Annotated in this window: 26 protein-coding genes and 2 pseudogenes; 25 read left to right on the plus strand and 3 right to left on the minus strand. The window is 34.6% G+C overall.

Annotated features, from left to right (window positions below):
• Positions 1-39 precede the first annotated feature (39 nt).
• The 8 genes from pgp6 to rimP are packed head-to-tail and all read left to right on the plus strand — an operon-like array spanning position 40 to position 7,176.
• Complete coding sequence (pgp6, locus tag EL158_RS07135; protein WP_027304680.1) at positions 40-1,410, plus strand: peptidoglycan metallopeptidase Pgp6; 1,371 nt, start codon at positions 40-42, stop codon at positions 1,408-1,410.
• On the plus strand, positions 1,407-2,291 hold the full coding sequence (lpxC, locus tag EL158_RS07140; protein WP_004275932.1) for a UDP-3-O-acyl-N-acetylglucosamine deacetylase: 885 nt from the start codon (positions 1,407-1,409) through the stop codon (positions 2,289-2,291). The genes pgp6 and lpxC overlap by 4 nt, the downstream gene beginning before the upstream one ends.
• A gap of 35 nt (positions 2,292-2,326) precedes the next feature.
• On the plus strand, positions 2,327-2,728 hold the full coding sequence (locus EL158_RS07145) for a glycoprotease (protein WP_027304681.1): 402 nt from the start codon (positions 2,327-2,329) through the stop codon (positions 2,726-2,728).
• A gap of 8 nt (positions 2,729-2,736) precedes the next feature.
• On the plus strand, positions 2,737-3,615 hold the full coding sequence (gene thrB, locus EL158_RS07150) for a homoserine kinase (protein WP_027304682.1): 879 nt from the start codon (positions 2,737-2,739) through the stop codon (positions 3,613-3,615).
• Positions 3,616-3,662: 47 nt separating this feature from the next.
• Positions 3,663-3,893, plus strand: a complete 231-nt coding sequence (locus EL158_RS07155; RefSeq protein WP_167541489.1) for a DUF448 domain-containing protein — start codon at positions 3,663-3,665, stop codon at positions 3,891-3,893.
• Positions 3,880-6,417: a translation initiation factor IF-2 gene (gene infB / locus EL158_RS07160; protein WP_027304684.1), complete on the plus strand. Its 2,538-nt coding sequence runs from the start codon at positions 3,880-3,882 to the stop codon at positions 6,415-6,417. The genes EL158_RS07155 and infB overlap by 14 nt, the downstream gene beginning before the upstream one ends.
• Positions 6,414-6,770 carry a 30S ribosome-binding factor RbfA gene (rbfA, locus tag EL158_RS07165; RefSeq protein WP_027304685.1) on the plus strand — a complete coding sequence of 119 codons (357 nt, stop codon included), beginning with the start codon at positions 6,414-6,416 and terminating at the stop codon, positions 6,768-6,770. Before infB ends, rbfA begins: the two co-directional genes overlap by 4 nt.
• On the plus strand, positions 6,760-7,176 hold the full coding sequence (gene rimP, locus EL158_RS07170) for a ribosome maturation factor RimP (protein WP_027304686.1): 417 nt from the start codon (positions 6,760-6,762) through the stop codon (positions 7,174-7,176). The genes rbfA and rimP overlap by 11 nt, the downstream gene beginning before the upstream one ends.
• On the opposite strand, the gene EL158_RS07175 is transcribed toward rimP, so the two are convergent.
• Positions 7,177-8,367 carry a multidrug effflux MFS transporter gene (locus tag EL158_RS07175; protein ID WP_027304687.1) on the minus strand — a complete coding sequence of 397 codons (1,191 nt, stop codon included), beginning with the start codon at positions 8,365-8,367 and terminating at the stop codon, positions 7,177-7,179.
• Positions 8,367-10,094: a DUF262 domain-containing protein gene (locus EL158_RS07180; RefSeq protein ID WP_027304688.1), complete on the minus strand. Its 1,728-nt coding sequence runs from the start codon at positions 10,092-10,094 to the stop codon at positions 8,367-8,369. Before EL158_RS07180 ends, EL158_RS07175 begins: the two co-directional genes overlap by 1 nt.
• Positions 10,095-10,219: 125 nt before the next feature.
• Here EL158_RS07180 and EL158_RS07185 point away from each other — a divergent pair, with 125 nt between their 5' ends.
• The 16 genes and pseudogenes from EL158_RS07185 (at position 10,220) to EL158_RS07255 (ending at position 22,455) form a co-directional block, all read left to right on the plus strand.
• Positions 10,220-10,492: a NifU family protein gene (locus tag EL158_RS07185; RefSeq protein WP_004277855.1), complete on the plus strand. Its 273-nt coding sequence runs from the start codon at positions 10,220-10,222 to the stop codon at positions 10,490-10,492.
• Positions 10,479-11,024 carry a hypothetical protein gene (locus tag EL158_RS07190; protein ID WP_027304689.1) on the plus strand — a complete coding sequence of 182 codons (546 nt, stop codon included), beginning with the start codon at positions 10,479-10,481 and terminating at the stop codon, positions 11,022-11,024. Before EL158_RS07185 ends, EL158_RS07190 begins: the two co-directional genes overlap by 14 nt.
• On the plus strand, positions 11,005-12,291 hold the full coding sequence (locus tag EL158_RS07195) for a UDP-N-acetylmuramoyl-L-alanyl-D-glutamate--2,6-diaminopimelate ligase (RefSeq protein WP_027304690.1): 1,287 nt from the start codon (positions 11,005-11,007) through the stop codon (positions 12,289-12,291). The genes EL158_RS07190 and EL158_RS07195 overlap by 20 nt, the downstream gene beginning before the upstream one ends.
• Complete coding sequence (locus EL158_RS07200; RefSeq protein ID WP_004277858.1) at positions 12,292-12,603, plus strand: YbaB/EbfC family nucleoid-associated protein; 312 nt, start codon at positions 12,292-12,294, stop codon at positions 12,601-12,603. It abuts the gene before it with no gap.
• Positions 12,600-13,688: a PDZ domain-containing protein gene (locus EL158_RS07205; RefSeq protein ID WP_004277859.1), complete on the plus strand. Its 1,089-nt coding sequence runs from the start codon at positions 12,600-12,602 to the stop codon at positions 13,686-13,688. The genes EL158_RS07200 and EL158_RS07205 overlap by 4 nt, the downstream gene beginning before the upstream one ends.
• A complete protein-coding gene (locus EL158_RS07210; protein WP_027304691.1) occupies positions 13,685-14,524 on the plus strand; it encodes a polyprenyl synthetase family protein in 840 nt (279 codons plus the stop codon). Before EL158_RS07205 ends, EL158_RS07210 begins: the two co-directional genes overlap by 4 nt.
• Before the next feature lie 9 nt (positions 14,525-14,533).
• Positions 14,534-16,420 (plus strand): transketolase, encoded by a 1,887-nt coding sequence (tkt, locus tag EL158_RS07215; RefSeq protein ID WP_027304692.1) that lies wholly within the window; start codon positions 14,534-14,536, stop codon positions 16,418-16,420.
• 2 nt (positions 16,421-16,422) lie between these two features.
• Positions 16,423-17,529: an ABC transporter permease gene (locus EL158_RS07220; RefSeq protein ID WP_027304693.1), complete on the plus strand. Its 1,107-nt coding sequence runs from the start codon at positions 16,423-16,425 to the stop codon at positions 17,527-17,529.
• Positions 17,529-18,251: an ABC transporter ATP-binding protein gene (locus EL158_RS07225; RefSeq protein WP_027304694.1), complete on the plus strand. Its 723-nt coding sequence runs from the start codon at positions 17,529-17,531 to the stop codon at positions 18,249-18,251. The genes EL158_RS07220 and EL158_RS07225 overlap by 1 nt, the downstream gene beginning before the upstream one ends.
• 2 nt (positions 18,252-18,253) lie before the next feature.
• Positions 18,254-19,141: an MlaD family protein gene (locus tag EL158_RS07230; protein WP_027304695.1), complete on the plus strand. Its 888-nt coding sequence runs from the start codon at positions 18,254-18,256 to the stop codon at positions 19,139-19,141.
• Positions 19,138-19,716, plus strand: coding sequence for an ABC-type transport auxiliary lipoprotein family protein (locus tag EL158_RS07235; protein WP_027304696.1), 579 nt, complete (start codon positions 19,138-19,140; stop codon positions 19,714-19,716). The genes EL158_RS07230 and EL158_RS07235 overlap by 4 nt, the downstream gene beginning before the upstream one ends.
• Before the next feature lie 52 nt (positions 19,717-19,768).
• Positions 19,769-20,269 carry a flagellar FLiS export co-chaperone gene (locus EL158_RS07240; RefSeq protein ID WP_027304697.1) on the plus strand — a complete coding sequence of 167 codons (501 nt, stop codon included), beginning with the start codon at positions 19,769-19,771 and terminating at the stop codon, positions 20,267-20,269.
• Between the two features lie 73 nt (positions 20,270-20,342).
• Complete coding sequence (locus EL158_RS07245) at positions 20,343-20,465, plus strand: sugar transferase (protein ID WP_232008202.1); 123 nt, start codon at positions 20,343-20,345, stop codon at positions 20,463-20,465.
• Between the two features lie 10 nt (positions 20,466-20,475).
• Positions 20,476-20,631 (plus strand): annotated as a pseudogene (locus EL158_RS09010) (DUF8374 domain-containing protein); the annotation flags it as partial.
• A gap of 150 nt (positions 20,632-20,781) precedes the next feature.
• Complete coding sequence (locus EL158_RS07250) at positions 20,782-22,161, plus strand: DUF2972 domain-containing protein (protein ID WP_126361582.1); 1,380 nt, start codon at positions 20,782-20,784, stop codon at positions 22,159-22,161.
• Between the two features lie 72 nt (positions 22,162-22,233).
• Positions 22,234-22,455: an acyl carrier protein gene (locus EL158_RS07255; RefSeq protein ID WP_027304810.1), complete on the plus strand. Its 222-nt coding sequence runs from the start codon at positions 22,234-22,236 to the stop codon at positions 22,453-22,455.
• 27 nt (positions 22,456-22,482) lie between these two features.
• On the opposite strand, the pseudogene EL158_RS07260 reads toward EL158_RS07255, so the two are convergent.
• Positions 22,483-23,279: pseudogene (locus tag EL158_RS07260) on the minus strand (carbon-nitrogen hydrolase family protein).
• A gap of 130 nt (positions 23,280-23,409) precedes the next feature.
• Between EL158_RS07260 and radA the strand changes: the two are divergent.
• Positions 23,410-24,750: a DNA repair protein RadA gene (radA, locus tag EL158_RS07265; RefSeq protein ID WP_027304809.1), complete on the plus strand. Its 1,341-nt coding sequence runs from the start codon at positions 23,410-23,412 to the stop codon at positions 24,748-24,750.
• The last annotated feature ends 20 nt before the right edge of the window (positions 24,751-24,770 follow it).

The following is a 24,770-nucleotide window of genomic DNA, read 5'->3' on the forward strand; positions in this document are numbered from 1 at the left end:
ATAAATTCCCTATATTACTTTAGATATTTAGGAAAAATGATGGCGAGGAAAAAAACAAGGAATTTATTGTGGCTTTTGATTATTATTTTATTATTTTTGGGTAGTTTTTTTATTTTAAATTTAAGCATCTTTGAGAAAAATGCTCCGCAAATTCTTGTTGAAGATACACTTTATACCAATCTTAAATCCCCACTTTTAGTCAAAGTCAAAGATGAAGAAAATGCGGTAAAATCCATCAAAATCGTTCTTAAAAAAGATGATAATGACCCAGGAGTGATCTTAGCAGATGGTAAAATCAAGCAGGATAAAGAAGTCTCTTTACAAATCAATCTTCCCAAACAAGCCTATAAAGACAAAACAAATTCTTATTTTTTAGAAATTTGGGCGAAGGATACAAGTTTTTGGAATTTTAATGGAAATGAAGCTTATAAAAAAGTTGTAGTTATGATTGACAATGAGGCTCCTAAATTAAATATCATTAGCAATTCTTATAATATAGAGCAAGGAGGAGCAGCAAGTGTCGTTTTTAAGGCTGAGGATGCGAATTTAAAAGAACTTTTTATAGAAACAAATAAGGGTCGAATTTTTAAGGTTACACCTTATCTTAAGAAAGATTATTACGCCGCTTTAATCGCTTGGGACGCAAAAGATGAGGAATTTAGAGCCTATGTTATCGCAAAAGATGCGGCAGGAAATATTGCAAAAGAACGCATAAGATATTATCTTTTAAATCGAAAATACCGCGTTTCTAATATTAACTTAAGCGATAAATTCTTAGACGGAAAAATAGAAAGTTTAGTCTCCATATACGCTCCTAAAAACAATACCTTTACGCGTTTTGAAAAATTTAAATTTGTAAATGAAACCTTAAGACTCTCAAATGAAGAGCTTATTCATAAAATCACTTCTGCCGTTCCTGAAGAAAGCTTTGGAGAATTTAATATTAATTTATTTTTACCTTTAAAAAATGCCGCTAAGGTTGCCGATTTTGCTGACCATAGATATTATTCTTATAATGGGCAGTTTGTGAGCGATTCTTATCATATGGGGCTTGATTTAGCTAGCACGAGCGAAGCACCTATTATTAGCAATAATACTGGAAAGGTTGTGTTCGCTGAAGAAAATGGAATTTATGGGCTTAATCTCATACTTTATCACGGCTTTGGAATTTATAGCCTTTATGGACATTGCTCCTCATCTAATGTCGAGCTTAATGAAAATGTAGCGAAAGATAGCATTATTGCTAAAACAGGCGTAAGCGGCTTGGCTTTGGGAGATCATTTGCATTTTGGAATTTTAGTGCAAGGAGTTGAGACAAGACCTGAGCAATGGCAAGATAAAAAATGGCTAGAAAATAATATCTATAAGGTGTTTAATGACGCTAAAAAAGTGATAATGGGGACAAGATGAAACAATTAACCTTAGCAAAAGCCGTAAGTGGCACGGGCATAGGACTTCATAAGGGTGAGCCTATTGAGATTATTTTAGAGCCTTTGGAGGCAAATTCTGGCATAGTATTTTTTAGAAGCGACCTTAACATAAGTTACGAGGCAAAACCGCACAATGTTATTAATACAAAATTAGCAACAGTAATAGGCGATGAAAGAGCTTATATATCGACTATTGAGCATTTGATGAGTGCGATTAATGCTTATGGAATAGATAATGTCCGCATCGTTTTAAATTCTAACGAAGCACCCGTAATGGACGGCTCTAGCATTAGCTTTTGTATGATGCTTGATGAAGCGGGAGTAAGAGAGCTTGAAGCGTCTAAAAAAATTATGGTAATTAAAAAGGTTATTGAGGTGCGAGATGGAGATAAATTTGTGCGTCTTAGCCCTACAAAAGAGCCTAAAATAAACTATACCATTAAATTTGACAATGCCTTAATCGGCAAACAAAGCTATTGTTTTGAATTTAGCAAGAAAAATTATATAGAAAATATCGCCAGGGCTAGAACTTTTGGTTTTTTAAAAGATGTGCAAGCCTTAAGAGCTATGAATTTAGGACTTGGAGGCAGCCTTGAAAATACCATAGTTGTTGATGATAACCGCATTTTAAATCCTGAAGGTTTGCGTTTTAAAGATGAATTTGTAAGACATAAAATCTTAGATGCCATTGGAGATTTGACCTTACTTGGATACCGAATTTATGGGGATTATACCTCTTATGCTGGGAGTCATCATTTAAATCATTTACTTACAAAAGAGCTTTTAAAAGATAAGGAGAGTTATGAAGTCATTACCCTTGAAAACTCTTGCGAAAAAGCTTATGAAAAGGTTTTTGCATAAAAACGCTTTTATTAAATGCCATTTCTAAGCCTGTAATGCTTGGAATTTATGATGATGATAGACTTATAAGAGAATATCAAAGTGAGCTTAAAGCAAGTGAATTTATCCCAGAAATTTTGCAAAATTTGCTTAAAGAATTTGAATTTGAAAGGCTTGTTTATGCAAATGGTCCGGGCTCTTATATGGGGATAAAAATTTCTTATATAAGCCTTAAAACCTTAAGCATAGTGAAAGAAATTCCCCTTTTTGCTTTAAGTGCATTTGAGCTAAACCATTTCAAACCCATAAGGGCAAATAAGCATTTTTGTTTTGTTTATGAAAGAGGCGAAATTGTTTTAAAACAGGCGGTGGAGGGAGAATTTTTTTTACCCTCTAGCTTAAAAGAAGTAAATTTGAAAAAAGATAATCTTCCTTTTTATTTTTTAGATGTGATTTAGGATATTTTTTGAAGATTTTAGTTCCTGCTACGAGTGCAAATTTGGGTCCCGGTTTTGACTGCTTAGGCTTAAGTCTTAAATTTTTCAATGAAGTTGTAATTGAAAAAGCAAAAATTACTAGCATTAGCATTAATGGCGAGGGTAGTGAAAATGTCTTTTTGAAGAAAAACAATGCCTTTGTGCGAATCTTTAATGAAATTTATGGAAATCTAAGTGGTAAAAAAGAAAATTTTCGTTTCATTTTTCAAAATAATATCCCCCTTTCAAGAGGTCTTGGAAGCTCTTCAGCTGTGATTGTAGGAGCGATTGGGGCAGCTTATGCGATAAGTGGATTTAAGGTAGAAAAAGAACGCATTTTAAACGAGGCTTTAAAATATGAAAATCACCCCGATAACATCGCCCCCGCCACACTGGGAGGCTTTGTTTGCTCTATGGTTGAAAATAGTAAGGTTTTTAGCATTAAAAAAGAGCTTGATGAAGCCTTAAGAGCAGTCATAATCATACCAAATATAGCGATGAATACGGAGCAAAGTAGAGAAGCGTTAAGTCTTAATATAAGCTTAAAAGATTGCGTTTTTAATCTTTCTCACTCATCTTTTTTAACGGCTTGTTTTTTGGAGAAAAAATATGAATTATTACGCCTAGCAAGTCAGGATAAACTCCACGAATTTAAGCGTATGAAAACCCTGCCAGAACTTTTTGAAGTGCAAAAATTCGCTCTTGAAAATAAGGCTTTAATGAGCACACTTTCAGGCTCAGGCTCAAGCTTTTTCTCTCTTGCTTTTAAGGAGGAAGCAAAACATTTAGCCACCAAAATAGCACAAAAATTTCCTACCTTTCGTGTAGAGTGCGTAGAGTTTGATAACGAAGGCTTTAAAATTTGCTAAATAACACAAAAAAAAGTATAATTACGCCCAAACACACGCCAATTAGAATGTGTGTGTTATGCAAAAATCGTTTTAAACAAAATACCTTATACCGCTTTAGAGTTGAAAATAATGAACTTCGTGCTGATTTAAAATGCGGTCGTAGCGTATATTTGTGTGAGGCGTGTCTCTTAAAGGACAATCATAAATGGCAAAAAGCACTTTCTAGGGCTTGTAAAAATATAATAAAAACATCACAGCAGGATTTAAAGGAGAGAATTTTTAATGGCAAAGGTTAGAATACACGAAATCGCAAAAGAGCTAGGCTATGATAGCAAAGACATTATTCAAAAAGCTAACGAGCTAGGACTTGACATTAAAACCGCTTCAAATGCCGTAGAGCCAGAGATAGCGGCTGGAATTTATGAATATATTCAAACCAAAACTATCCCTGCTATTTTCAAAAAAGAAGAGAAAAAAACAGGTAAAAATTTAAAAAAAGAAGAGAAACCAAAGGCAGTCAAAGCCAAAAAAGAGACAAAAAAAGAAGAACCTAAAGAAGAAATTCAAGAGAAAGTTGAGCCTTTAAAAGAAGAACTTAAAAAAGAAAAAAATGAGCCTCAAAGTTTGGCTGGTGCAACTTTAGCTAAGAGGCGTGGTCTTGTCATCGTTAAAAAGAAAAAGGACGAGCAAGAATTTAAAAAAGAAGAACAAAAGCCTAGCACATCAGAGCGTCCTAGCTTGTCGATGATTTTTTCCAATGCTGATGAAAATTTAAAGAAAAAGAAAAAAGAAAAAAAAGCCCTTGTTGCTACAAAAAAAGAAAGTGTTGAAAAAATGGACTTTTTAGAAAGTCAAGATTTTGGTGATATTTCTTTAGATGATGAAGATGAGGTCGTTTTGCCCGATTTTAGCGTAAAAGAAAAAGAGGTCGTGCAAAATACTCCTAAAAAACCGCCAAATTTTTTGCGTCAAAATAATTCTATTAATTTTGGCGAAGTTGGCATACAAAGAAGAAGTCGCAAAAAGCCGCCAAAAAGAGTGGAGAAAAAGGAAAGTGAAGTTATTACTAACTTAGAAATTCCTAAGGAAATTCGTGTTTATGAATTTGCCGATAAGCTTGGTAAAAACACAAGCGAAATTATCTCTAAGCTTTTTATGCTTGGTATGATGACGACTAAAAATGACTTTTTAGACGAGACAGCGATCGAAATTCTAGCGGAAGAATTTGGGATTGAAATTAAGATTATCGATGAGGTGAGCGAGTTTGATTATGTGAAAGACTATGATATGGGAGATGAAGAGAGTTTGGAGCCTAGAGCACCTGTAATTACCATTATGGGACATGTCGATCACGGGAAAACTTCACTTTTAGATTATATAAGAAATTCGCGTGTGGTAAGTGGCGAGGCAGGGGGCATTACTCAGCATGTGGGTGCTTATATGGTGGAAAAAAATGGGCGTAAAATCACCTTTATCGATACTCCCGGACACGAAGCTTTTACCGCTATGCGTGCAAGAGGAGCGAGCATTACGGACATTGTCATCATAGTCGTAGCGGCTGATGATGGGGTCAAGCCACAAACCAAAGAAGCGATTAATCACGCTAAAGCGGCTAATGTGCCTATTATCATAGCAATTAATAAAATGGATAAAGAAAATGCAAATCCCGATATGGTCAAAACCCAACTTGCCGAAATGGAAATTATGCCCGTGGAGTGGGGTGGAAGCTATGAATTTGTGCCTGTATCAGCTAAGGCTGGCACGGGGATAGAAGATTTACTTGAGATTGTGCTTTTACAAGCAGATCTTTTGGAGCTTAAGGCAAATTCTAAAACCTTAGCTAAGGCTAGCGTGATAGAAAGCTCCGTGCAAAAGGGTCGTGGGGCTGTGGCGACTATTATCGTGCAAAATGGAACGCTAAAGGTTGGAAGCACTATAGTTGCTGGTGTAGCTTATGGTAAAATAAGGGCTATGAGTGATGATACTGGCAGGGCTTTAAAGGAAATTAAGCCCGGAGAATGCGGAGTCATTGTAGGACTTAGTGAGGTAGCTGATGCGGGTGAAATTTTAATCGCCGTTAAAAGTGATAAAGAGGCGAGAGAATACGCCGCAAAGCGTTATGAATACAATAGACAAAAAGAATTAAGTAAATCCACTAAAGTGAGTATTGACGAGCTAGGAGCTAAGATTAAAGAGGGGAATTTAAAGGCTTTAAGTGTGATTTTAAAAGCCGATGTGCAAGGCTCATTAGAGGCTTTAAGGGCGAGTTTGGAAAAGCTTAGAAATGATGAAATTAAGGTCAATATTATCCATAGCGGTGTGGGCGGTATCACGCAAAGTGATATAGAGTTAGCTAGTGCGAGTGAAGATTCTATCGTGCTTGGCTTTAATATACGCCCAACAGGTGAGATTAAAGAAAGAGCTAAAGATAAGGGCGTGGAGATTAAAACTTACAATGTTATTTATAATTTGCTTGATGATGTCAAAGCCTTGCTTGGTGGTATGATGAGTCCTATAATTTCTGAAGAGCAGTTGGGACAAGCTGAAGTTAGACAAGTTATTTCTGTGCCAAAAATAGGGCAAATCGCTGGCTGTATGGTGAGTGAAGGTGTTATCAATAGGGGTGCTAAAATTCGCTTGATTCGCGATGGGGTGGTCGTATATGAGGGTAATGTCAGCTCACTTAAACGCTTTAAAGATGATGTTAAAGAAGTCGCTAAGGGTTATGAATGTGGCGTTGGGATAGAAGGCTGTGATGATATGCGTGTGGGCGATTATATAGAAAGCTATAAAGAAGTTGAGCAAAGAGTGAGTTTATGAGTGAGATTAAAAAACTTCGCACCGAAAGTATCTTAAAAGAGCTTATTCCTGAAGCTTTAGCGCATTTAGATGATGAAAATTTGAAAAATCTTTGTGTGGTTGATGTGGAGTGTCGCAAGGGGCGTTATGATGCCTTTGTTTATTTAGATAAGATGTTTTTAAATACTCACGAGCAAGAAAGAATTTTAAATGCTCTTAAAAAAGCTTCAAGGGCTTTGCAAAATTATTGTATGAGTGAGCAAGGCTGGTATAGATGTCCTAATTTTCACTTTAAATTTGACGATAGATTAGAGTATCAAAATCATATGGACGCACTTTTTGAAAAGATAAAAAGGAAAAATGATGAATCTTAAGGCTTTATGTAAAGAAGCTGGAGTTGAGCTTTATGATAGTGAGCTAGTGAGTGAAAATGGCAAAAAAATTTACCGCATTTACATTATGAAAGAGGGTGGAGTGAGCTTGGAAGATTGTGCTAAACTAAGTGAAATTCTTTCCCCAATTTTTGATGTGGAGCCGCCTGTTAGTGGGGAGTATTTTTTAGAAGTGTCTTCTGCGGGACTTGAGAGAAAATTAAGCGCTTTGGAGCATTTTGAAAAAAGTGTGGGCGAAATGCTTAAAATCACTACAAGCGAAAAAGAGAAAATTCAAGGAAAACTTTTAAAAGTCGAGGGAGAAAATATCTTTTTGCAAGATGAAAAAGCTGAAATTTGCATTGAATTTAGTCAAGTTAAAAAAGCAAAAACCTTTATAGAGTGGTGATTATCTCTTCATCGCAAAATAAAGTCCATTTGCAAGCACAACACAAATAAGCATTACTAAAGCTAAAATGACAGGAGTGTTTGCACCCACCGCACTCACAATAAAAGAAATTACCCCCGCTAAAGCAAATTGACTAGTGCCAAGCACCGCAGAAGCTGTTCCGCTGTGGTCTTTAAAGCGTGCCATTGCTAAAGTTGTGGTATTAGGAGCGATAAAACCAAGCAAGGCTATACTTGTAAAAATGCTAAGTTCAAAAAGCCAAAAATTTGGCTTAATCAAAGAATTTACAAATAAAATGAGCGTAGAAATAAGCATAATGATAAGCGCGTAAAAGAGGATTTTTTCGCTATCGATCTTTCTAACCATTTTGGCATTAATATTTGCAAAAATAACAAAGCCCAAAGCATTAAGTCCAAAAAGCAAACCAAAATCCCTTTCACTCAAACCAAAAAAATTAATAAACACAAAGCTAGACCCCGTAATATAAGCAAACATAGCTGCTAAAACTAAAGAAGCACAAGAAACATAAAGGATAAAAGGCTTGTCTTTAAGAACAAAGCGATAACTTTTTAGTGTTTCTTTATGAGAAAATTTTTGCCTTTTAAGATGAGGGGCGGACTCTTTGAGTGCAAAAAAAATGAGTAAAAAAAGTAAAATTCCAAGCCCAAAAAGTGTCGCAAAAATGCTATGCCAAGAAAAATATTCTATCAAAAAGCCCCCAAATGAAGGAGAAAGCATAGGTGCAAGCGCACTAAAAACCATCATTAGAGCAAAAATACTCGCCGCCTCTTTGAGTTCAAATAAATCATTAACAATAGCCCTAGCAATGACGACCCCAGCACACCCACCCAAAGCCTCAAAAAAACGCAAAATGATAAAAACATAAATATTATCAATAATCACGCAAAAAAGGCTAGAAAGCATAAAAAGAAAAATGCCCACAAGTGCAGGAATTTTACGCCCAAAAACATCACTTAAAGGTCCATAAATAAGCTGTCCTAAAGCAAAAGCTACAAAAAAACTTGCTAAAGAAAGTTGAGTTAAAAACTCACTTGTTTCAAAGCTTTGTTTTACTTGTGAAAGAGCGGGGAGATACATATCGGTAGAAAGTGGAGCTATGCTCGACATTAAAGCTAAAATGAAAATAAGTCTAAATTTGGCAAAACCCTTAATTTTGGTGTGTTTTTGCATTAAAATATCCTACTGAAAAATTCGCCAAATTTAGCATAAATTTGCCTGTTTCTTTCCTCAATGTCCTTAAAATCCCAGTTCTTTTTAGAGCTTTTGGAAAGGGCTTTTACTTCGGCACAAAATGAAGTAGCGTAATACTCTTTTTTCTTAGCAAAAAATTCATTTGAAGCGCTAATGTTAAGCTTTTTTTCTATAAGAATTTTATTGCCTATTTGTTCAACCAAGCCTTTAACCTCATCTTCTTCAAGCTTGTAGTAATTATCCTGCCATTTTTTAGGGAGTATATGCTCTATCTCTAAAAGATTAAAACTGAAATTTTTATTTGCACTATTCCACCAAAAAATTTGCTTCTCATCATAAATTAAGGCATAAAAAGCAAGGATATAACGCATATTTTTAGGGATAGTTTTTTGGGAAAAATCGATGAAATTTTCCAAACTCGGCATTTTTAAAATGGGTAAATTTAAAGATTTTTCAAAAATTTTCTCTCTTTTTTTGTTTTTTAAATTGATATTAGCCTTCATAAAGCCCCAAAAAAGCCCAGATCCACCGCCCTTACCCCAAAATAAACCAAGCGCACAGTAAGATGCAATTTGTGGCAAAATGGTATCTAAAAGCTCTTTTAAGCTCTCTTTATTTTTATGTGCTTCGTAAAAACACATCGAAACGACCATACGCCATAATTTATTAGGAAATAGATTTAAAATCGCAAAATATTTTTTACCCTGCTCGTCTAAAAAATCATAAGGATTCGCCCAAAAATCGCCCAGTTTTTTGATAAATTCAAAGCTTTCTTTTTGCGTGAGTAAGTCCTCATTTGCTGCAAAATTGACATTTTTCTTTTTAGAATTTAATTTATCTTTTTTAGTCCAAAAATCAAGCACAGTAGGGATAACCGTGTCTAATTCCTCGTGTAAAGCTCTAATAATATGCTCATATTGCTCAAATAAAAAGCCTACATCTTCTTTTTTAAGATAATTTGAATCTTGAAGTAAGCTTTCTAAATTCTGCCACTCTTTCGCAAAAATGGGCTTTTCATCTTCTTTTTTATTTGCGTAAATAATGCCTTTTAAAATATCTGCCGTGCTAAGCGAAATGCCTCTATTATTAAGAGTATTAAAAATCCTTAAAGCCTTGTCCCTTTCGCTGCATTCTATGGGTAAAATTACGCAATCATCAAGCAAACATTCACAAAAGCCAAGCCACTCCACAGGCTCATTAAGTGCCAAATCATCAATTTTTCTTTTAAAATAAAGATATTTTTTTTCGTCTATTTTTATTTCGTCTTTAAAAAGATTTTCTAATTTTTCATTATCCTTATCTGTGGCAACCTCGCTTTTTAAATGCGTTTTTTCGTAAAAAATTTCTCCGGTTCTACGATGCGTATCCCATAAGCAATCCGCTAAACTATCCTTTAATTTATCGACATTTTCTTTCTTTTGTCCTTTTGCCTTTTCATAAATCGCACGGATAAGCAGTAAAAGCGTAGTAGTGCGTTGCTGTCCGTCTATGATATTTTGCACCTTATTTTCTGCGTAAATGACCATAGAGCCTAAAAAATACTCATCATCGTCTATTTTATTTTTATAAAAATGATAAATATCGTCCCAAAGCTGCCCACACTCATCTTCTCCCCAAACATAATTTCTTTGATACATAGGAATAAGAAAGTGATTTTTAGAAAGATAATCCGCGATAGTATTTGCCTCTGCTCTTAATTCTGCCATTTAGTCTCCTGTAATCCGCATTATAAATTTTAGCAAAATATGATAAATTTCGTTTGAAAAATTAAATTTACTTAATTTTAATACAAATTAGCTAAAGTTTAAAAAATGAAAGTTAAGGTTTAAAAATGATGCCTTTTAGCGATGAAGAATTAATAAATCCTGTAAAAAAAAGCTTAGAAAAATCTTTGCCCATTTTGGAGCGTGATGGAGGGGGACTTGAATTTTTAGGTGTAAAAAATGGCGTAGTTTATGTGCATTTAATCGGTGCTTGTAAGGGCTGTGCCTCAAGTGGCATTACGCTTAAATATTCTCTTGAAAGACAGCTTAAAATGGACATTCACCCTGAAATTAGCATTATAAATCTAGAAGGTGGGGAGCAAGAATTTGCAAAATTATAGAAAGATTGCATTAAAATATTTAAAAATAGGCGATTTTAATAACGCCCTTATTTATCTTTCCTTAGCTTATAAAGAAAAAAAAGATGAGCATTTGTTAAATCTTATTAGCCTCTGCGAATTTGGACTTGAAAAAGAGCAAGAAGCTAAGGCTTTGCTTGAATTTTATCTCAAACACGCAAAAAGCAAAAAAATGCAAAAAGATTTTGAAAGCGTTCTAACTTTAGTGATGTTTAAAGCAAACATTAAAGATGAATTTGAAGATGGACACGCTTTAAATTATAGAGATTTTTTAGAAAGCGTGAAAAAAATAGGCTTTAAGAAAAGTTTTGAAAATATTATTTTTAATGCTAAATTAATCATTGATGATAAGAAAGATTTTTTAAATTTTTTAGAAGAGTTATGCAAAAATGGCTATGAGGAAGCGGCTTTGAATTATATCGAAGATATTTTTCCGCATTTTTGGGATCACGAAAATTTTATAAAACTCAAAAAACAATTTAAAGGGTTTAAGGGTGAAAATAAAGCTAAATGAAACTTTTATCACGGATAATTCAAGCGAGTGTGAGAAAGATTGCTTTTTTTTAAGCTGCTTTCAAAATGCCAAATTTAAAGATGAAGCCGTAAAAAAAGGTGCCAAAATCATCGATGTGGAAGAGACTAAGAAGCTTTTAGGTATCGATGAAACAATTAAAATCATCGGCATCACAGGCACTAATGGCAAAACGACAACCGCGGCGGCGATTTATTCTATCTTGCTTGATTTAGGCTTTAAATGTGGGCTTTGTGGGACAAGAGGAGCTTTTATTAATGATGAAAAAATCGATGAAAAGTCCTTAACCACTTCGCCGATTTTAAAAACTTTAGAATATTTACAAAAAGCGACCTTAAAAGGGTGTGAATTTTTTGTGATGGAAGTAAGCTCCCACGCTTTGGTGCAAAACCGCATTGAGGGCTTAGAATTTGCAGCAAAAATCTTTACTAATTTAACGCAAGATCATTTAGACTTTCACGGCTCTTTTGAAAATTATAAAGAGGCAAAAGAGAGTTTTTTCACAAATGAAAGCTTGAAATTTATCAACAAAGACGCCTTTCATATCAATTTCAATGTCAAAAATGCCTACACTTATGGCATAGAAAATCCAGCTTTTTATCAAGTTAAAGCTTATGCTTTAGAAAATGAAATTGACGCTTTAGTTTTAGCTAAAAATCAAAGCTTTCACATACACTCATCTCTTTTGGGACTTTTTAATCTTTACAATCTTTTAGCTGCTAGTGCTTGTGTTAATGAGCTTGTAAAGCCAAATTTGGCAGATTTAGAAAGGGCTATTAGTGGTTTTGGTGGAGTTTGTGGAAGGGTGGAGAAGATTGTAGAGGGAGTGATAGTCGATTTTGCCCATACTCCAGATGGGATAGAAAAGGTGCTTGATAGTTTGAAAAATAAAAATCTCATTGTCGTTTTTGGAGCAGGAGGCGATAGAGATAAGAGCAAAAGGGCTTTAATGGGAAAAATGGTCGCTCATTATGCAAAAAATGCTATCATTACAAGTGATAATCCCAGAAGCGAGGATGCTAGAAGCATTATGCAAGAAATTTTGCAAGGCTTTGAGGATAAAAACACCCCTTTGATGATAGAAAATAGGGAACTTGCCATTTGTAAGGCTTTAGAATTAAAAAAAGAAGACGATTTAGTCATCATACTTGGCAAAGGCGATGAGACTTATCAGGAAATTAAGGGCGTAAAATATCCTTTTAGCGACAAAGAAGTCGTGTTAAATTTTTATAAAAATCAAGGAAAATAAATGTTTGAAAATTTAGACTTTTCTAAAATGGGTGAGCTTTTAAACAAGGTGCAAGAAAAGGCTAAGGCTATGGAGCTTGAGCTAGACAAAAAAGAGTTTAGTGCTAAAAGCGGTGCGGGACTTGTGAAAGTAAGTGCAAATGGCAAGGGAGAGATTATTGATGTTAGTATTGATGATTCTTTGCTTGAGGATAAAGAATCTTTGCAAATTTTACTCATAGCGGCAATTAATGATGTTTTGGCTATGGTCGCACAAAATAAAAATAGCATAGCAAGTGATATGCTTGGAGGTTTAGGAGGGCTTAAGATATGAGAATTTTATTGACTTTTTTTGTTTTATTTTCTTTTATGTGGGCGATTGAAAGACCGAGATTTGAGGACTTTGCCGCAGGGTATGAGAGAAATAAGGCAAGTATGTTAAATTATGAAGGTATGCAAGCCTTTGTTTTAAGCGAAAATTTATTAGCCGTTTTAAAAACGCCTAACGCAAAGCTAAATCAATATGTCAAATATGATCCTTTTTTAAATTTATATCTTGTAAGAACGCCCTTTTCTCTTATCCCAACGCCTATGGCAGATGAAGAAAAGCTTACTAGAAACGACTGGGTGGGTATTTGGGATCCAAATAAGCCTTATATAGGACACATTAAGTATTTAGCACAAAATATTGACGAAAAAGACCAGCTTGACTTTCAAAGTAAGGTAGGACTTTTAGGTGAGCCTTGTTGCAATATGCTAGGCATAGCTCTAAATAACGGCTCTTTCATAGGTAATCGCTATCTTAAGCATTTTATGAAATATAATGATGTGTATTGGGGTGATATAGGAGTCGATTTTGTCGTAAGAGAAAATAAAATTTATGTAGGAAATGTCCGTAAAAATGCACAATTTTTAGTCAATGATGAGCTTATTAGCATTGATGGAGCTAATGTGCGTGATGTAAGAAAGGTCAATGAGAGAATACTTTTTGCCGATAGAGGAAGCACGATTTATTTTGGTGTTAAAAGAGATAATCAGGATTTAAATATCTCTAGCATAGTGTTTGAAAAGGACATTAGCCATTTTAATTTGCCAAGCAATAAGCCAAAACCTGCTCCAACAAGTTTTAGAAGTAATCTTGGCTTAAGTGTCAATTCTGCTCTTATCGTAACTAAAGTCGATACCAACTCAAAAGCAAGTAGGGCTGGCTTTATGGTAGGAGATAAAATTTTACGCGTTAATAATGAAATGATTAAAAATTTCAAGCAACTTCAAGACATTTTAGCTAAGGGTAATGATTTTAACATACTCCTAGAAAGACTAGAGAAAAAACTTCCTTTGCATCGTTTTGATAATAATCTTGACTTATCCCAAAAAAGTGATGGAAAATTTCAATTTTTCATAAGGCTTGTGAAGTGAATTTGAGGGAGGAATTTCACAAGCACTTAATGCGAAATCTACCTCAAATTCCAAGTTTCCACCCATTTTTTAACGAAGCCTTAGCAGTGATGTTAAAAGCTGGGGGGAAGTATTTTCGCGCTCAACTTCTTTTAAATGTGGTTTATTTTTACAAAAAAGAGCGTTTTAAAGAAGCGCTGGATGCGGCTTTAGCTTTAGAATTTATCCATACTTATTCGCTTATACACGATGATTTGCCCGCTATGGATAATGCCGATTTTAGACGCTCTACACCCACCCTACATAAAAGCTACGATGAAACAACGGCGATTTTAGTTGGCGATGCTTTAAATACGGAAGCATTTTTGCTTTTAAGTCGCTTAAATTTGTCCGCCACAATCTCTCTTAAACTCGTAGAAACTCTTGCTTTTAATGCGGGGCTTAATGGTATGATTATAGGACAGGCGATTGATTGTTATTTTGAAGATCAAAAGCTCAACTTAAAAGAATTAGAATTTTTACACACACACAAAACCGCCAAACTCATCGCGGCAAGTTTAAAAATGGGCTGTCAAATTTGCGAACTTGACGAAACAATAACTAAGCAACTTTACGAACTGGGCTTAAAACTTGGCTTAATTTTTCAAATCAATGATGATATTATCGATGCGACTTTGAGCGAAAAAGAAAGCGGAAAACCGACAAATGCCGATACACATAAAAATTCTTTTGTGAATTTATTAGGACTTAAAGAGGCTAAGGAGTGCAAAGATAAACTTTTAAAAGAGTGTCAATTTGAGGGTTTAAATGCTAATTTTATCGCAAGTTTAAAAGACTTAATTAAAGAATATTTATAAAGGAAAACAATGTTAAAAAAGCAGGCGAATACTTTAAGATTTTTAAGTGCAGATATGATACAAAAGGCAAATTCAGGGCATCCGGGTGCGCCTTTGGGCTTAGCGGATATTATGGTCGTTTTAAGCAGACATTTAAATCATAATCCTAAAAATCCACAATGGCTAAATCGCGACCGCCTCGTGTTTTCAGGTGGGCACGCCTCAGCTTTGCTTTATAGTTTTTTGCATTTAAGCGGCTATGATGTAAGTTTGGAGGATTTAAAACATTTCCGCCAACTTCACTCCAAAACGCCCGGACACCCAGAAATCACAACACCAGGTGTAGAAATAGCCACAGGACCTTTAGGACAAGGCGTGGCAAATGCCGTAGGCTTTGCTATGGCAGCGAAAAAAGCACAAAATTTACTAGGTAAAGATTTGATTAATCACCAAATTTATTGTTTGTGTGGCGACGGGGATTTGCAAGAGGGTATTAGCTATGAAGCCTGTTCTTTAGCGGGACTACATAGGCTTGATAATTTAATTTTAATTTATGATAGTAATGAAATTTCCATTGAGGGTGATGTTAAAATCGCCTTTAACGAAGATATTATGAAGCGTTTTGAGGCACAAGGCTTTGAAGTAGAGCAAATTAATGGGCACGATTTTGAGGAGATTGATGCGGCGTTTTGCAGGGCGAAAAAAAGCTCTAAACCTTATCTCATCATCGCCAAAACAACCATAGCAAAAGGTGCTTTAGAACTTGAGGGAAGTCATCATAGCCACGGCGCACCTTTGGGCGAGGATTTAATCAAAAGGGCAAAAGCAAAGCTCGGCTTTGATGAAAATGCTAATTTTATCATTGATGAAGATGTGAAAATTCGCTTTTTAAGTGCGGTAGAGCTTGGTGATTTGAGCGAGGCAAAATGGAATAAAACTTTAGAAAATTCAGGCAAAAAAGAGCTTCTCAATAAGCTTTTAAATCCTGATTTTTCTAAAATAGAATTCCCAAATTTTAAAGGTAAAGACCTAGCCACAAGAGATAGTAATGGCGAAATTTTAAATGTTTTAGCTAAAAATTTGGAAGGTTTTTTAGGAGGGAGTGCAGACCTTGCGCCGTCTAATAAAACAGAACTTAAAGCAATGGGCGATTTTGTAGAGGGTAAAAATATCCATTTTGGGATAAGAGAACACGCTATGGCGGCTATTAATAACGCCTTTGCGAGATATGGACTTTTCCTACCTTTTTCGGCGACTTTTTTCATTTTTAGCGAGTATTTAAAGCCAGCAGCAAGGATAGCGGCTTTGATGAAACTTAAACATTTTTTTATTTTTACCCACGATAGTATAGGTGTGGGCGAAGATGGTCCTACGCACCAACCCATAGAGCAATTAAGCACTTTTAGAGCTATGCCAAATTTCTTAAGCTTTAGACCAGCTGATGGGGTAGAAAATGCTAAAGCGTGGCAGGTGGCTTTAAAAAATGAGTGTCCAAGTGCCTTTATCCTTTCAAGGCAGAAATTAAAAGCCTTAGATGGGGCTATTTTTGGTGATGTGGAAAATGGGGCTTATTTATTAAAAGAGCATCAAAATCCTACATACACGCTTCTAGCAAGTGGTAGCGAGGTAAGTCTTTGTTTAGATGTGGCTTTGGAGCTTGAAAAAGAGGGAATTTTGTGTAATGTCATCTCTATGCCTTGTTATGAGCTTTTTGAAAGGCAGGATAAAGCCTATAAAAAGAGACTTTTAAAGGGCAAGGTTATCGGCGTTGAAGCAGCGAATTCTAAAGAGCTTTATCAGTTTTGTGATGTGCTTTATATCATAGAAAGTTTTGGCGAAAGTGGTAAGGATAAGGCTGTATTTGAACATTTTGGCTTTAGTGTGCCAAAGCTTTGTGCCTTCGTGCGTCAAATTTAACGATGAAAACGCTATTTCAAATTCAAAATCAAACGCTTTTTGTTTTAGGAATTTGGGATAAAAATAGCATTGCAGATTTTAAAATTACTGATTTTATTAAAAATTTTCAAACGCAGTGTATTTTAGACTTTCATCATTTAGAATTTATTGATATGGCTGGAGTGAGATTTTTCCTAGCTTTAGAATATGAATTGCAAAAAAGAAGCATTGTGAGTCAAAGAGTGCATTTAAGCGAGAAATTTAACGCCTTATTTGAGCTTTGTGAGAAGAATTATCAAAGAATTTTAAAAGAGCCAAAAAAGCATTTTGATGCAGCGGAATTATTCGTCAATCTAGGCGTTTTAAGTCTTAATCTGCTTGGGATTTTAAAACAATTTATTTGTTTTGTTGGCGAATTTTTTACCGCGTTTTTTCAGTGTTTTAAAAAGCCTAAAACCTTTCGTTTTGTCGCTTTTTTGTATCATATAGAAAATTCAGCTCTTAAAGCCCTACCCATAGTGATTTTGACGGCTTTATTAGTGGGCGTTGTTTTAGCTTATCAAGCAGCGTTTCAATTGGCACAATTTGGTGCAAATATTTTCATAGTCGATTTAGTAGGAATTTCAGCCACAAGAGAGCTAGCACCTCTAATAGCGGCTATTGTGATAGCGGGACGCAGTGCGAGTTCATACACCGCACAAATTGGGGTGATGAAGATTACCGATGAAATTGCCGCGATGAATACTATGGGTTTTTCAACCTTTCATTTCATCATTATCCCACGCGTTTTAGCTTTAGTCGTGGCTATGCCCTTAATCGTTGCGGTGAGTGATTTTGTCAGTATTTTTGGAGGTATGATGGTCGCTCATCTTAATTTGGATATTAATTTTATCGAATTTTTACGCCGTTTTAAGGAGGCTGTGGATCTTAAGCATGTTATTATAGGCTTGATAAAAGCACCTATTTTTGGTTTTTTAATAGGACTAATAGCTTGTTTTAGGGGTCTTGAAGTCAAACACACAACGCAAAGTATAGGAATTTACACAACTAAAAGCGTGGTTAATGCGATTTTTTGGGTGATAGCCTTTGATGCTTTGTTTTCTGTCATTTTAACGCAAATGGGCATATGATGGTTATTTGTGCGAAAAATATCATTACAAAATTCGGCTCTAAATGTATCCATAATGGCGTCAGTTTTGAGGTGAAAGAAAACGAAATTTTTGGCATTTTAGGAGGAAGTGGCAGTGGTAAGTCTGTGCTTTTAAAACAAATGCTTTTATTAGAGCATTTTGATAGTGGAGAGTATGAAATTTTAGGCTTTAAACTTAAAAACATCAGCGAAGAAAACGCACAAATTTTACGCTCAAAATGGGGCGTGGTATTTCAATTTGCGGCTTTGTTTAGCTTTTTTTCTGTTTTTGAAAATATCGCCATACCTCTTAAAGAATATACAAATTTAAACGATGAAGCTATTAAAGAACTTGTGATGATGAAGCTTAAAATGGTCGGCTTAAATGAAAATGTTTTAAAGCAGTATCCAAGTGAGTTAAGTGGAGGTATGCAAAAAAGAGTAGCGATAGCTAGGGCGTTAGCACTTGATAGCCGTTTGCTTTTTTTGGACGAGCCGACTTCTGGACTTGATCCTTATAGTTCGCGTGAATTTGATGATTTGGTTTTAAAACTTAAGCAAAGTCTTGATTTAAATATCATTTTAGTTACGCACGATAAAGAAAGTATGAAAAATATTTTAGATCGTTTTATCATCTTAGAAGATAAAAAGGTCGCTTTTTGTGGCACTTTTAGCGAATTAAAAGTGCAAAATGAAAGACTTTTTAAAAGATTTATGGAGTAAAAGTGGAAAATAAGGCAAGTTATTTTTGGGTTGGAATTTTTATTTTTGGAGTGTTTTTTGCAAGCCTCATTTTTATGCTATGGCTTGGAGGGTATTCAGAAGAAGAAAGTTTTGAATACTATGAAATTCACACGCAAGAATCAGTCGCTGGACTTGGACTTAAAGCCCCCGTAAGACTTCTTGGCGTGGAAGTTGGAAGTGTGGAAAATATCAGCATTTATACGAAACAAAACTTAGGAGTTAATATCCTCATCAAGGTCAAAAAAGAAACGCCTATTAAAGAGGACACTTTTGCGACTTTACAGCTTCAAGGTATTACCGGGCTTAAATTTATACAGCTTCAAGGAGGAAGTGTGAATTCCAAAAAGCTAACTAGCGATGGTGGCTACCCTGTGATAGCCTTTAGGGAAAGCTTTTTAGCGACCATTGACAGACAGGGAGAGAGGATTTTTTCTCTCATTAAAACAGCGGACGATAAAAGCAAAAAGCTTTTAAGCGATGAAAATTTACAAAACATTGCAATGTTGCTGAAAAATTTAGCCCAGCTTAGTGAAAATTTAAATGCAAATTCTAAGGCTTTAAGTAAAAATTTAAACGAAGCTAGTAAAAATGTCGCTTTGATGGCTAAAGAAGTAGAGCTGAGTGCGAAAAATTTACGCCAAACTTTACAAAATGTCGATGAAAGTAGCAGGGCTTTCACGCTTTTAATGCAAAAAGGCACTAGGAAAATAGATAGCTACGATGAGCTTCGCGATGCCCTTTTGGAGGACTTAGAGCTTCTTAAAATTTGGCTTTTAGAGAGTAATAAAGCCATTAAGAATTTGCAAAGAAGTCCGTCTGATTTAATCTTTAAAGAAACTCAACCCAAACTAGGACCAGGAGAGAGATGATGCGAATTTTTACATTTTTTTTGCTATTTTTTTTAAGCGGGTGTGCTAAAATTTCTGTGGATAAAGAGCAAAGTTTGATTTTAAAGAGCTATGGCTACGAAAAAAGTCTCACACACTCGCAAAAAACGCTTCAAATTTTAAAGCCTAAAGTTCCACTATATCTAAATTCCAAAGAAATTATTTATGTAAAAAAGGGCTTAAGTGGGACTTATGCTTATCATTTTTGGGCGGATTTACCGAGTAATTTTTACCGCTTTGTGCTTTTGGATAAATTGGAAAAAAGTGGTATTTTTAATGCCGTTGTAGAAAAAGCAAATTTAACGCCTGTCGATTTAGCTCTAAAAAGTCGCTTAGAATCTTTTGAGCAAATCATCACAAGTGAGGGAAATTTCGCAAAAATAAGCCTTAGCGTAACGCTTTTTGACATCAAAGAACAAAAAATTCTTGAAAATGAATTTTTTGAAGTGCTTGTCGTGCTTGAAGATTTGCAAATGAATACTTTAGTTGTAGGTTTTGAGAGAGGTTTAAACGAACTCTGCGATAAGATTATTGCGTGGCTTACGAAATTTAGCTAAAAGAGGAACACTTTTTGCTTACCTAAACTTAGCAATATTTGAAAGGAAGCAAATGAAAAGTGAATTAGACATTTTAAAACAGCATTTAGGCGAAGTCGATGGGGTGAGCGAATTTAAGGCTAAACAGCTTTGCTCACAAATTAGCGATGCAAACGATTTTATAGGCGCTTTGCAAGTTTTAGATCTAAGTCTTAAGAAAATTCAAAATAATATCACTCAAAGACTTCAAAAGGATACAGACGAAGTGCAAAAACGCACTTTAGACGCAGCTTCATCGCAGCTTGTGAATAGCTGCTCTTTTATGGGGACGGCACTTTTTGATAATATTTTTAATGTGTATGTGGGACAAAAGCTTTTTGAATTTGAAATTTCAAACCCTCTTTTAGTGCTTGATAAGGGCGGATATGAGGGAGTTTTAGCTTACATCGAAGATAAGAGAGAGGAAATTAAAGTAAATTTAAGTGAGCTTAGTGGGGCGATTTTAATGGGAGCTAATCTTAATACCACTTCAATGTTTGACACCGCTCAAGACTTTAAAAAACTCTTCAAGTAATCCCCATTTCAGGGATTACCCTTTCATTTTTTTTGATACAATGGCGTTTTTAATTTAGACAAAAGGAACACTAATGATCACCAATCCAAACTCAGCCATACAAAGAATCAAAAATCATCTTTCTTATAAACTTGGTCAAGAATTAATCAAATATAACACGGGGGGGGGGGGGGGGTATAATATCCTTACTCTTTAAACTCTACCATATCAAAAAAACTCATCATAAACTCACTCAATTTAGAAAAACACTTGAGCTTGCAAGAGCAGATCTAGCCTATCCTCCCCTTAGACAATGTTTTGATTTTAATGAAGCTTTATGGGTAAAAACACATTTAAGCTATCGTTTAGGAAAAATTCTATTAAGCAAGGCATCCTATTTTAATCTTTATGGCAAAATCAAACAAGCTAAAAAAGAATTTAAAGCCTTAAAAGAAAGTAGGGTTTATAGGCTCAAAGATAAACTGAAATTTAAAAATGAAGAAGATTTTGATTTTTTTATTAAAAACTATGCTTTGATAGAAAATTTACTTACACATTATGAGGCTTTAAATGAAGTCATTGTGTTAAATAAGGCTTTTGTATTAGAGCATTTTGATGAAGTTTCTTTATGGTTAAATTCTAAAAAATTTAAAGAAAAATATGAAGATATTAATCACCCTTATCCTCCTTTATTAAACCCTGACAAGCTTAATGATGAAAATTATATTTTAAATTATGAGAAAATTCCTGCTGAAAAAGCTTGGGAGATGAACTTGCCTTTGCCTAATAAAATAAAAATGATCTTAAATTGGAAAATAGGTGCTGGCTCTGGAATGCTAGAAAAATTATTTTCTAAAACTTTTTCCAATCCCATCAACAATATTTGGGATAGAACAATATGGAGCTCAAAGGGAACTTACATTAATTATTATCAAAAAGTTGTTTCTAATTTTACACAAGTTATGACAATATGTTCTCAAATGAAATGTGAAAATTTAATAAAATTATCATATTTAATCGATAATAATATCCCTATCGTTAGTATCATTAGAGATCCTTTTGAAATTTTAACAACATGGGCTAATCATAAAGGTAGAAGTATGTTGTGGAGTCGAAAAATTTATCTCAATGAAAAGCTTGAAAATATTTATAATGATGTATGCTTTGAAGGAGCGAAGTTAGATAATGGAAAATGGATTTATGATGATGCTTTAAAACCATCTTTAAATTTGGCTTATCGATATTTAGAATTTGATTTAGTAAATTACTCTCACTTATTACCTTTTTATGAAAGAAAATTTAATATGCACTATTATCAAATGGATTTTTTCAAATGTCAAAATTTATCTGAAAACTCAAAAAAATTTGCCAAAATTTTCTCTCTACCATACTCTCAAAAAGAAGCCCATCATTTATCTAAAATGCCAACCCACTCCACAAAACAAAGTTTTGTTTCTTGGTTTTTTCCCGTTCTAATTGATTGTATGGATTTTGATATTTACTTAAGTCCTGTTGTTTCCTTGGTATTTAATGAAGATTATAAATATAATAAAAATATGTGCGATATAACATCTTTATTTCATAACGACATAATGGCAAAATATTTAATAAAAATTTTTATTTCTAACGATAAAAAAGAGTCTCTAAAAACAAATCAAAATTTACTAAATCATATTGCAAATTTTCTTACAAAATTTTTTAATATTTTAGAAAAAACTTTACAAAAACATCAAAATAGTTTTATCCAACCGAAAGAATGGTTTAATTTTATTACAAATGATGAAAAATTAAGCGAAGATTTTAAAAATTTATTAATTAAAGAACTTATTTTTATCAAGCACGATACAAGCGTTATTGATTATTGGCAGTATTGCAAGGAATTTTTAAGGTATTTTGATTTAAGTAAAAATTAATTATTTTTATATTTGCTTTTAATTTATACCTCTTTGATATAACCTTTTTGCAAGTTATTTTAAAGGAATCAAATGGAACAAATCAAGCAATTTTTCATCAATATAGAACGAACGGACATTGATGAAAATATGGATAATCTCGTAAGCGATGATGTGATTGATAGTATTGACATTATGGCTTTAGTAGCAGAGATTGAAAAGCACTATGGCAAGGCTTTAAGAGCGGAATTTATCAACGCAGAAAATTTTGAAAATTTCGCAAGTATCAAAAAAATGTTAGAAAGTGCTTTTTAAACCCCCTCCCAAAGCGGCAGGGGGCTTTTAAGCCTTTAAATTTTTATACATTTTTCGACAGAGCTTTAAATTTAAATCTTTAAGATAAGTCAAATTCTCTCTTTGTGCTTTCACATCATCAAGCTCTACGCAGCTTATCTCCTCATATTCGCCAAGTTCTTGGATAATCTCACCTTTGGGATTAATAATTTTCGTCCTTCCAGCAAACTCGATATAGCTATCTTTTACCTTATAAAACTCCCTCCCACAGCGATTTGCCGCCACGACAAAGCACCCGCTCTCCAAAGCCCTTGCCCTACTTGCCAAGTCCTATACATAAGATCTTGTTACGCCAAATGCAGCAGGGTAAATAAGAATTTGTGCGCCTTGTAAAGCTAAAAAGCACCCTCACTAAACATAACAAATTCCAAGCCCAACTTTGACCTTAAATTCTTCAAATTTCAGCTCAAAAACGAGATATTTTTTGCCCTTATTAAACCTTTTTCTCATTATCATAAAGATAAATTTTGCGATATTTACCAAGCACACCCTTTTTAGAAAGTATGTAGGCTGTATCGTAAAGCTTATTTTACTTTTTTCTATGCTATTTGCGATGATGTAAGCATTATAAATTTTGCTTAATTTTATTAGAGGGGCTAAAGTTGAGCTTTTGTTATTATTTAAATCAAGTCCTAGCTCTAAATCTTTATCTTCCACACAATAGCCACTATCCTAGCACCTTATTCTAAAGCCTTTTTAGTCCAAAATACTGCTTTTTCCATATTAGCCTCACGCTCAAAAGATGCTGGAGAGAATTGAACGCTAGCAAGTTTCACCTTGCTCATAACAACTCCTTTAATCTAATCTTAATAGATTGTAATTTGAATTACTTTAAATTATTCTTAACAAATTTTGATTTAAATTTTTTTAGTTAAAATGCGTATAAAATTACAATTTCTGTTACAAAGTGAAACAATGGCAAAAAATAAACCCATTTTTGAATGTGAAGCCTGTGGGAATCAGCAAAGTAAATGGCTAGGTAAATGCCCTGAGTGCGGGGCTTGGGATAGTTTTATCGAATTAAAAACCGAGCAAGTAGCCATGTTAAAAGAACTTTCTAAAAAAATAAATACTCCAAGTGAGGCAGTGTGCATCGAAGATGTTGAGCTTGAAAATTTCACACGCATAAGCACCGAAGATGTAGAGCTTGACCTTGTTTTAGGAGGAGGTATAGTTGAAGGCTCTCTCATCTTAATAGGCGGAAGTCCGGGCGTAGGCAAATCGACTCTTTTACTCAAAATCGCCTCAAATTTAGCACAAAAAGGCAAAAAAGTCCTTTATGTCAGCGGAGAAGAAAGTAAAACACAAATCAAACTAAGAGCCGATAGACTTGAAGCAAATAGCCCCAATTTATTTCTTTTAACCGAGCTTTGTTTTGAAAATATCGCAGAGGAGTTATATAAACAAGATTATGAATTTCTCATCATCGACTCCATACAAACGCTTTATAGCTCCAAAATAGCCTCCGCCGCAGGTTCTATCACGCAGGTTAGAGAGCTAACTTTTGAATTAATGAAAGTAAGCAAAATGAAAAATATCAGCACTTTCATCATAGGACACATCACAAAAGACGGCGCCATAGCAGGTCCTAGGGTTTTGGAGCATATGGTCGATGTGGTGCTTTATTTTGAGGGCGATGCGACTAAGGAAATTAGGCTTTTAAGGGGCTTTAAAAATCGCTTTGGAAATACAAGCGAGGTGGGGATTTTTGAAATGGGTCCTAAAGGCTTGATTTCGGCTAAAGATTTGGCTAGTCGCTTTTTCTCTCGCACAAAAGCAAGTGCGGGAAGTGCGCTTAGTGTCGTAATGGAGGGCTCACGCGCCCTTGTGCTTGAAATTCAAGCCCTTGTTTGTGAAAGCTCCTATCCTAAAAGAAGTGCCACAGGCTACGAAAAAAACCGCCTTGATATGCTACTAGCCCTTTTAGAACGCAAACTTGAAATCCCTCTAGGGCATTATGATGTATTCATCAATGTCAGCGGAGGAGTGAAAATCAGCGAAACGGCGGCAGATTTAGCAGTCGTAGCGGCTATCATTTCAAGCTTTAAAAACCGCCCCTTGAGTAAAGATAGCGTTTTCATCGGTGAGCTTAGTTTAAACGGCGAGATTAGGGAGGTTTTTAGCCTCGATGTGCGTTTAAAAGAAGCGAAAATGCAAAATTTCAAAAATGCCATCATTCCAAGTAAAGCCCTAGAAAATGTAGGTCTTAAATGCTTTATAGCAAAAGAACTTTCACAAGTTTTAGAATGGATGTAACAAAATAGAAAAAAACAAAT

It is taken from the genome of Campylobacter upsaliensis (assembly GCF_900637395.1).
Classification (GTDB): Bacteria; Campylobacterota; Campylobacteria; order Campylobacterales; family Campylobacteraceae; genus Campylobacter_D; species Campylobacter_D upsaliensis.

Coding starts and splice junctions, on each gene's coding strand:
- pgp6 (WP_027304680.1), top strand. CDS start 40: ATGGCGAGGAAAAAAACAAGGAATTTATTGTGGCTTTTGATTATTATT.
- lpxC (WP_004275932.1), top strand. CDS start 1,407: ATGAAACAATTAACCTTAGCAAAAGCCGTAAGTGGCACGGGCATAGGA.
- EL158_RS07145 (WP_027304681.1), top strand. CDS start 2,327: ATGCTTGGAATTTATGATGATGATAGACTTATAAGAGAATATCAAAGT.
- EL158_RS07155 (WP_167541489.1), top strand. CDS start 3,663: ATGTGTGTGTTATGCAAAAATCGTTTTAAACAAAATACCTTATACCGC.
- infB (WP_027304684.1), top strand. CDS start 3,880: ATGGCAAAGGTTAGAATACACGAAATCGCAAAAGAGCTAGGCTATGAT.
- rbfA (WP_027304685.1), top strand. CDS start 6,414: ATGAGTGAGATTAAAAAACTTCGCACCGAAAGTATCTTAAAAGAGCTT.
- rimP (WP_027304686.1), top strand. CDS start 6,760: ATGAATCTTAAGGCTTTATGTAAAGAAGCTGGAGTTGAGCTTTATGAT.
- EL158_RS07175 (WP_027304687.1), bottom strand. CDS start 8,367: ATGCAAAAACACACCAAAATTAAGGGTTTTGCCAAATTTAGACTTATT.
- EL158_RS07180 (WP_027304688.1), bottom strand. CDS start 10,094: ATGGCAGAATTAAGAGCAGAGGCAAATACTATCGCGGATTATCTTTCT.
- EL158_RS07185 (WP_004277855.1), top strand. CDS start 10,220: ATGATGCCTTTTAGCGATGAAGAATTAATAAATCCTGTAAAAAAAAGC.
- EL158_RS07200 (WP_004277858.1), top strand. CDS start 12,292: ATGTTTGAAAATTTAGACTTTTCTAAAATGGGTGAGCTTTTAAACAAG.
- EL158_RS07205 (WP_004277859.1), top strand. CDS start 12,600: ATGAGAATTTTATTGACTTTTTTTGTTTTATTTTCTTTTATGTGGGCG.
- tkt (WP_027304692.1), top strand. CDS start 14,534: ATGTTAAAAAAGCAGGCGAATACTTTAAGATTTTTAAGTGCAGATATG.
- EL158_RS07220 (WP_027304693.1), top strand. CDS start 16,423: ATGAAAACGCTATTTCAAATTCAAAATCAAACGCTTTTTGTTTTAGGA.
- EL158_RS07225 (WP_027304694.1), top strand. CDS start 17,529: ATGGTTATTTGTGCGAAAAATATCATTACAAAATTCGGCTCTAAATGT.
- EL158_RS07235 (WP_027304696.1), top strand. CDS start 19,138: ATGATGCGAATTTTTACATTTTTTTTGCTATTTTTTTTAAGCGGGTGT.
- EL158_RS07240 (WP_027304697.1), top strand. CDS start 19,769: ATGAAAAGTGAATTAGACATTTTAAAACAGCATTTAGGCGAAGTCGAT.
- EL158_RS07245 (WP_232008202.1), top strand. CDS start 20,343: ATGATCACCAATCCAAACTCAGCCATACAAAGAATCAAAAATCATCTT.
- EL158_RS07255 (WP_027304810.1), top strand. CDS start 22,234: ATGGAACAAATCAAGCAATTTTTCATCAATATAGAACGAACGGACATT.
- radA (WP_027304809.1), top strand. CDS start 23,410: ATGGCAAAAAATAAACCCATTTTTGAATGTGAAGCCTGTGGGAATCAG.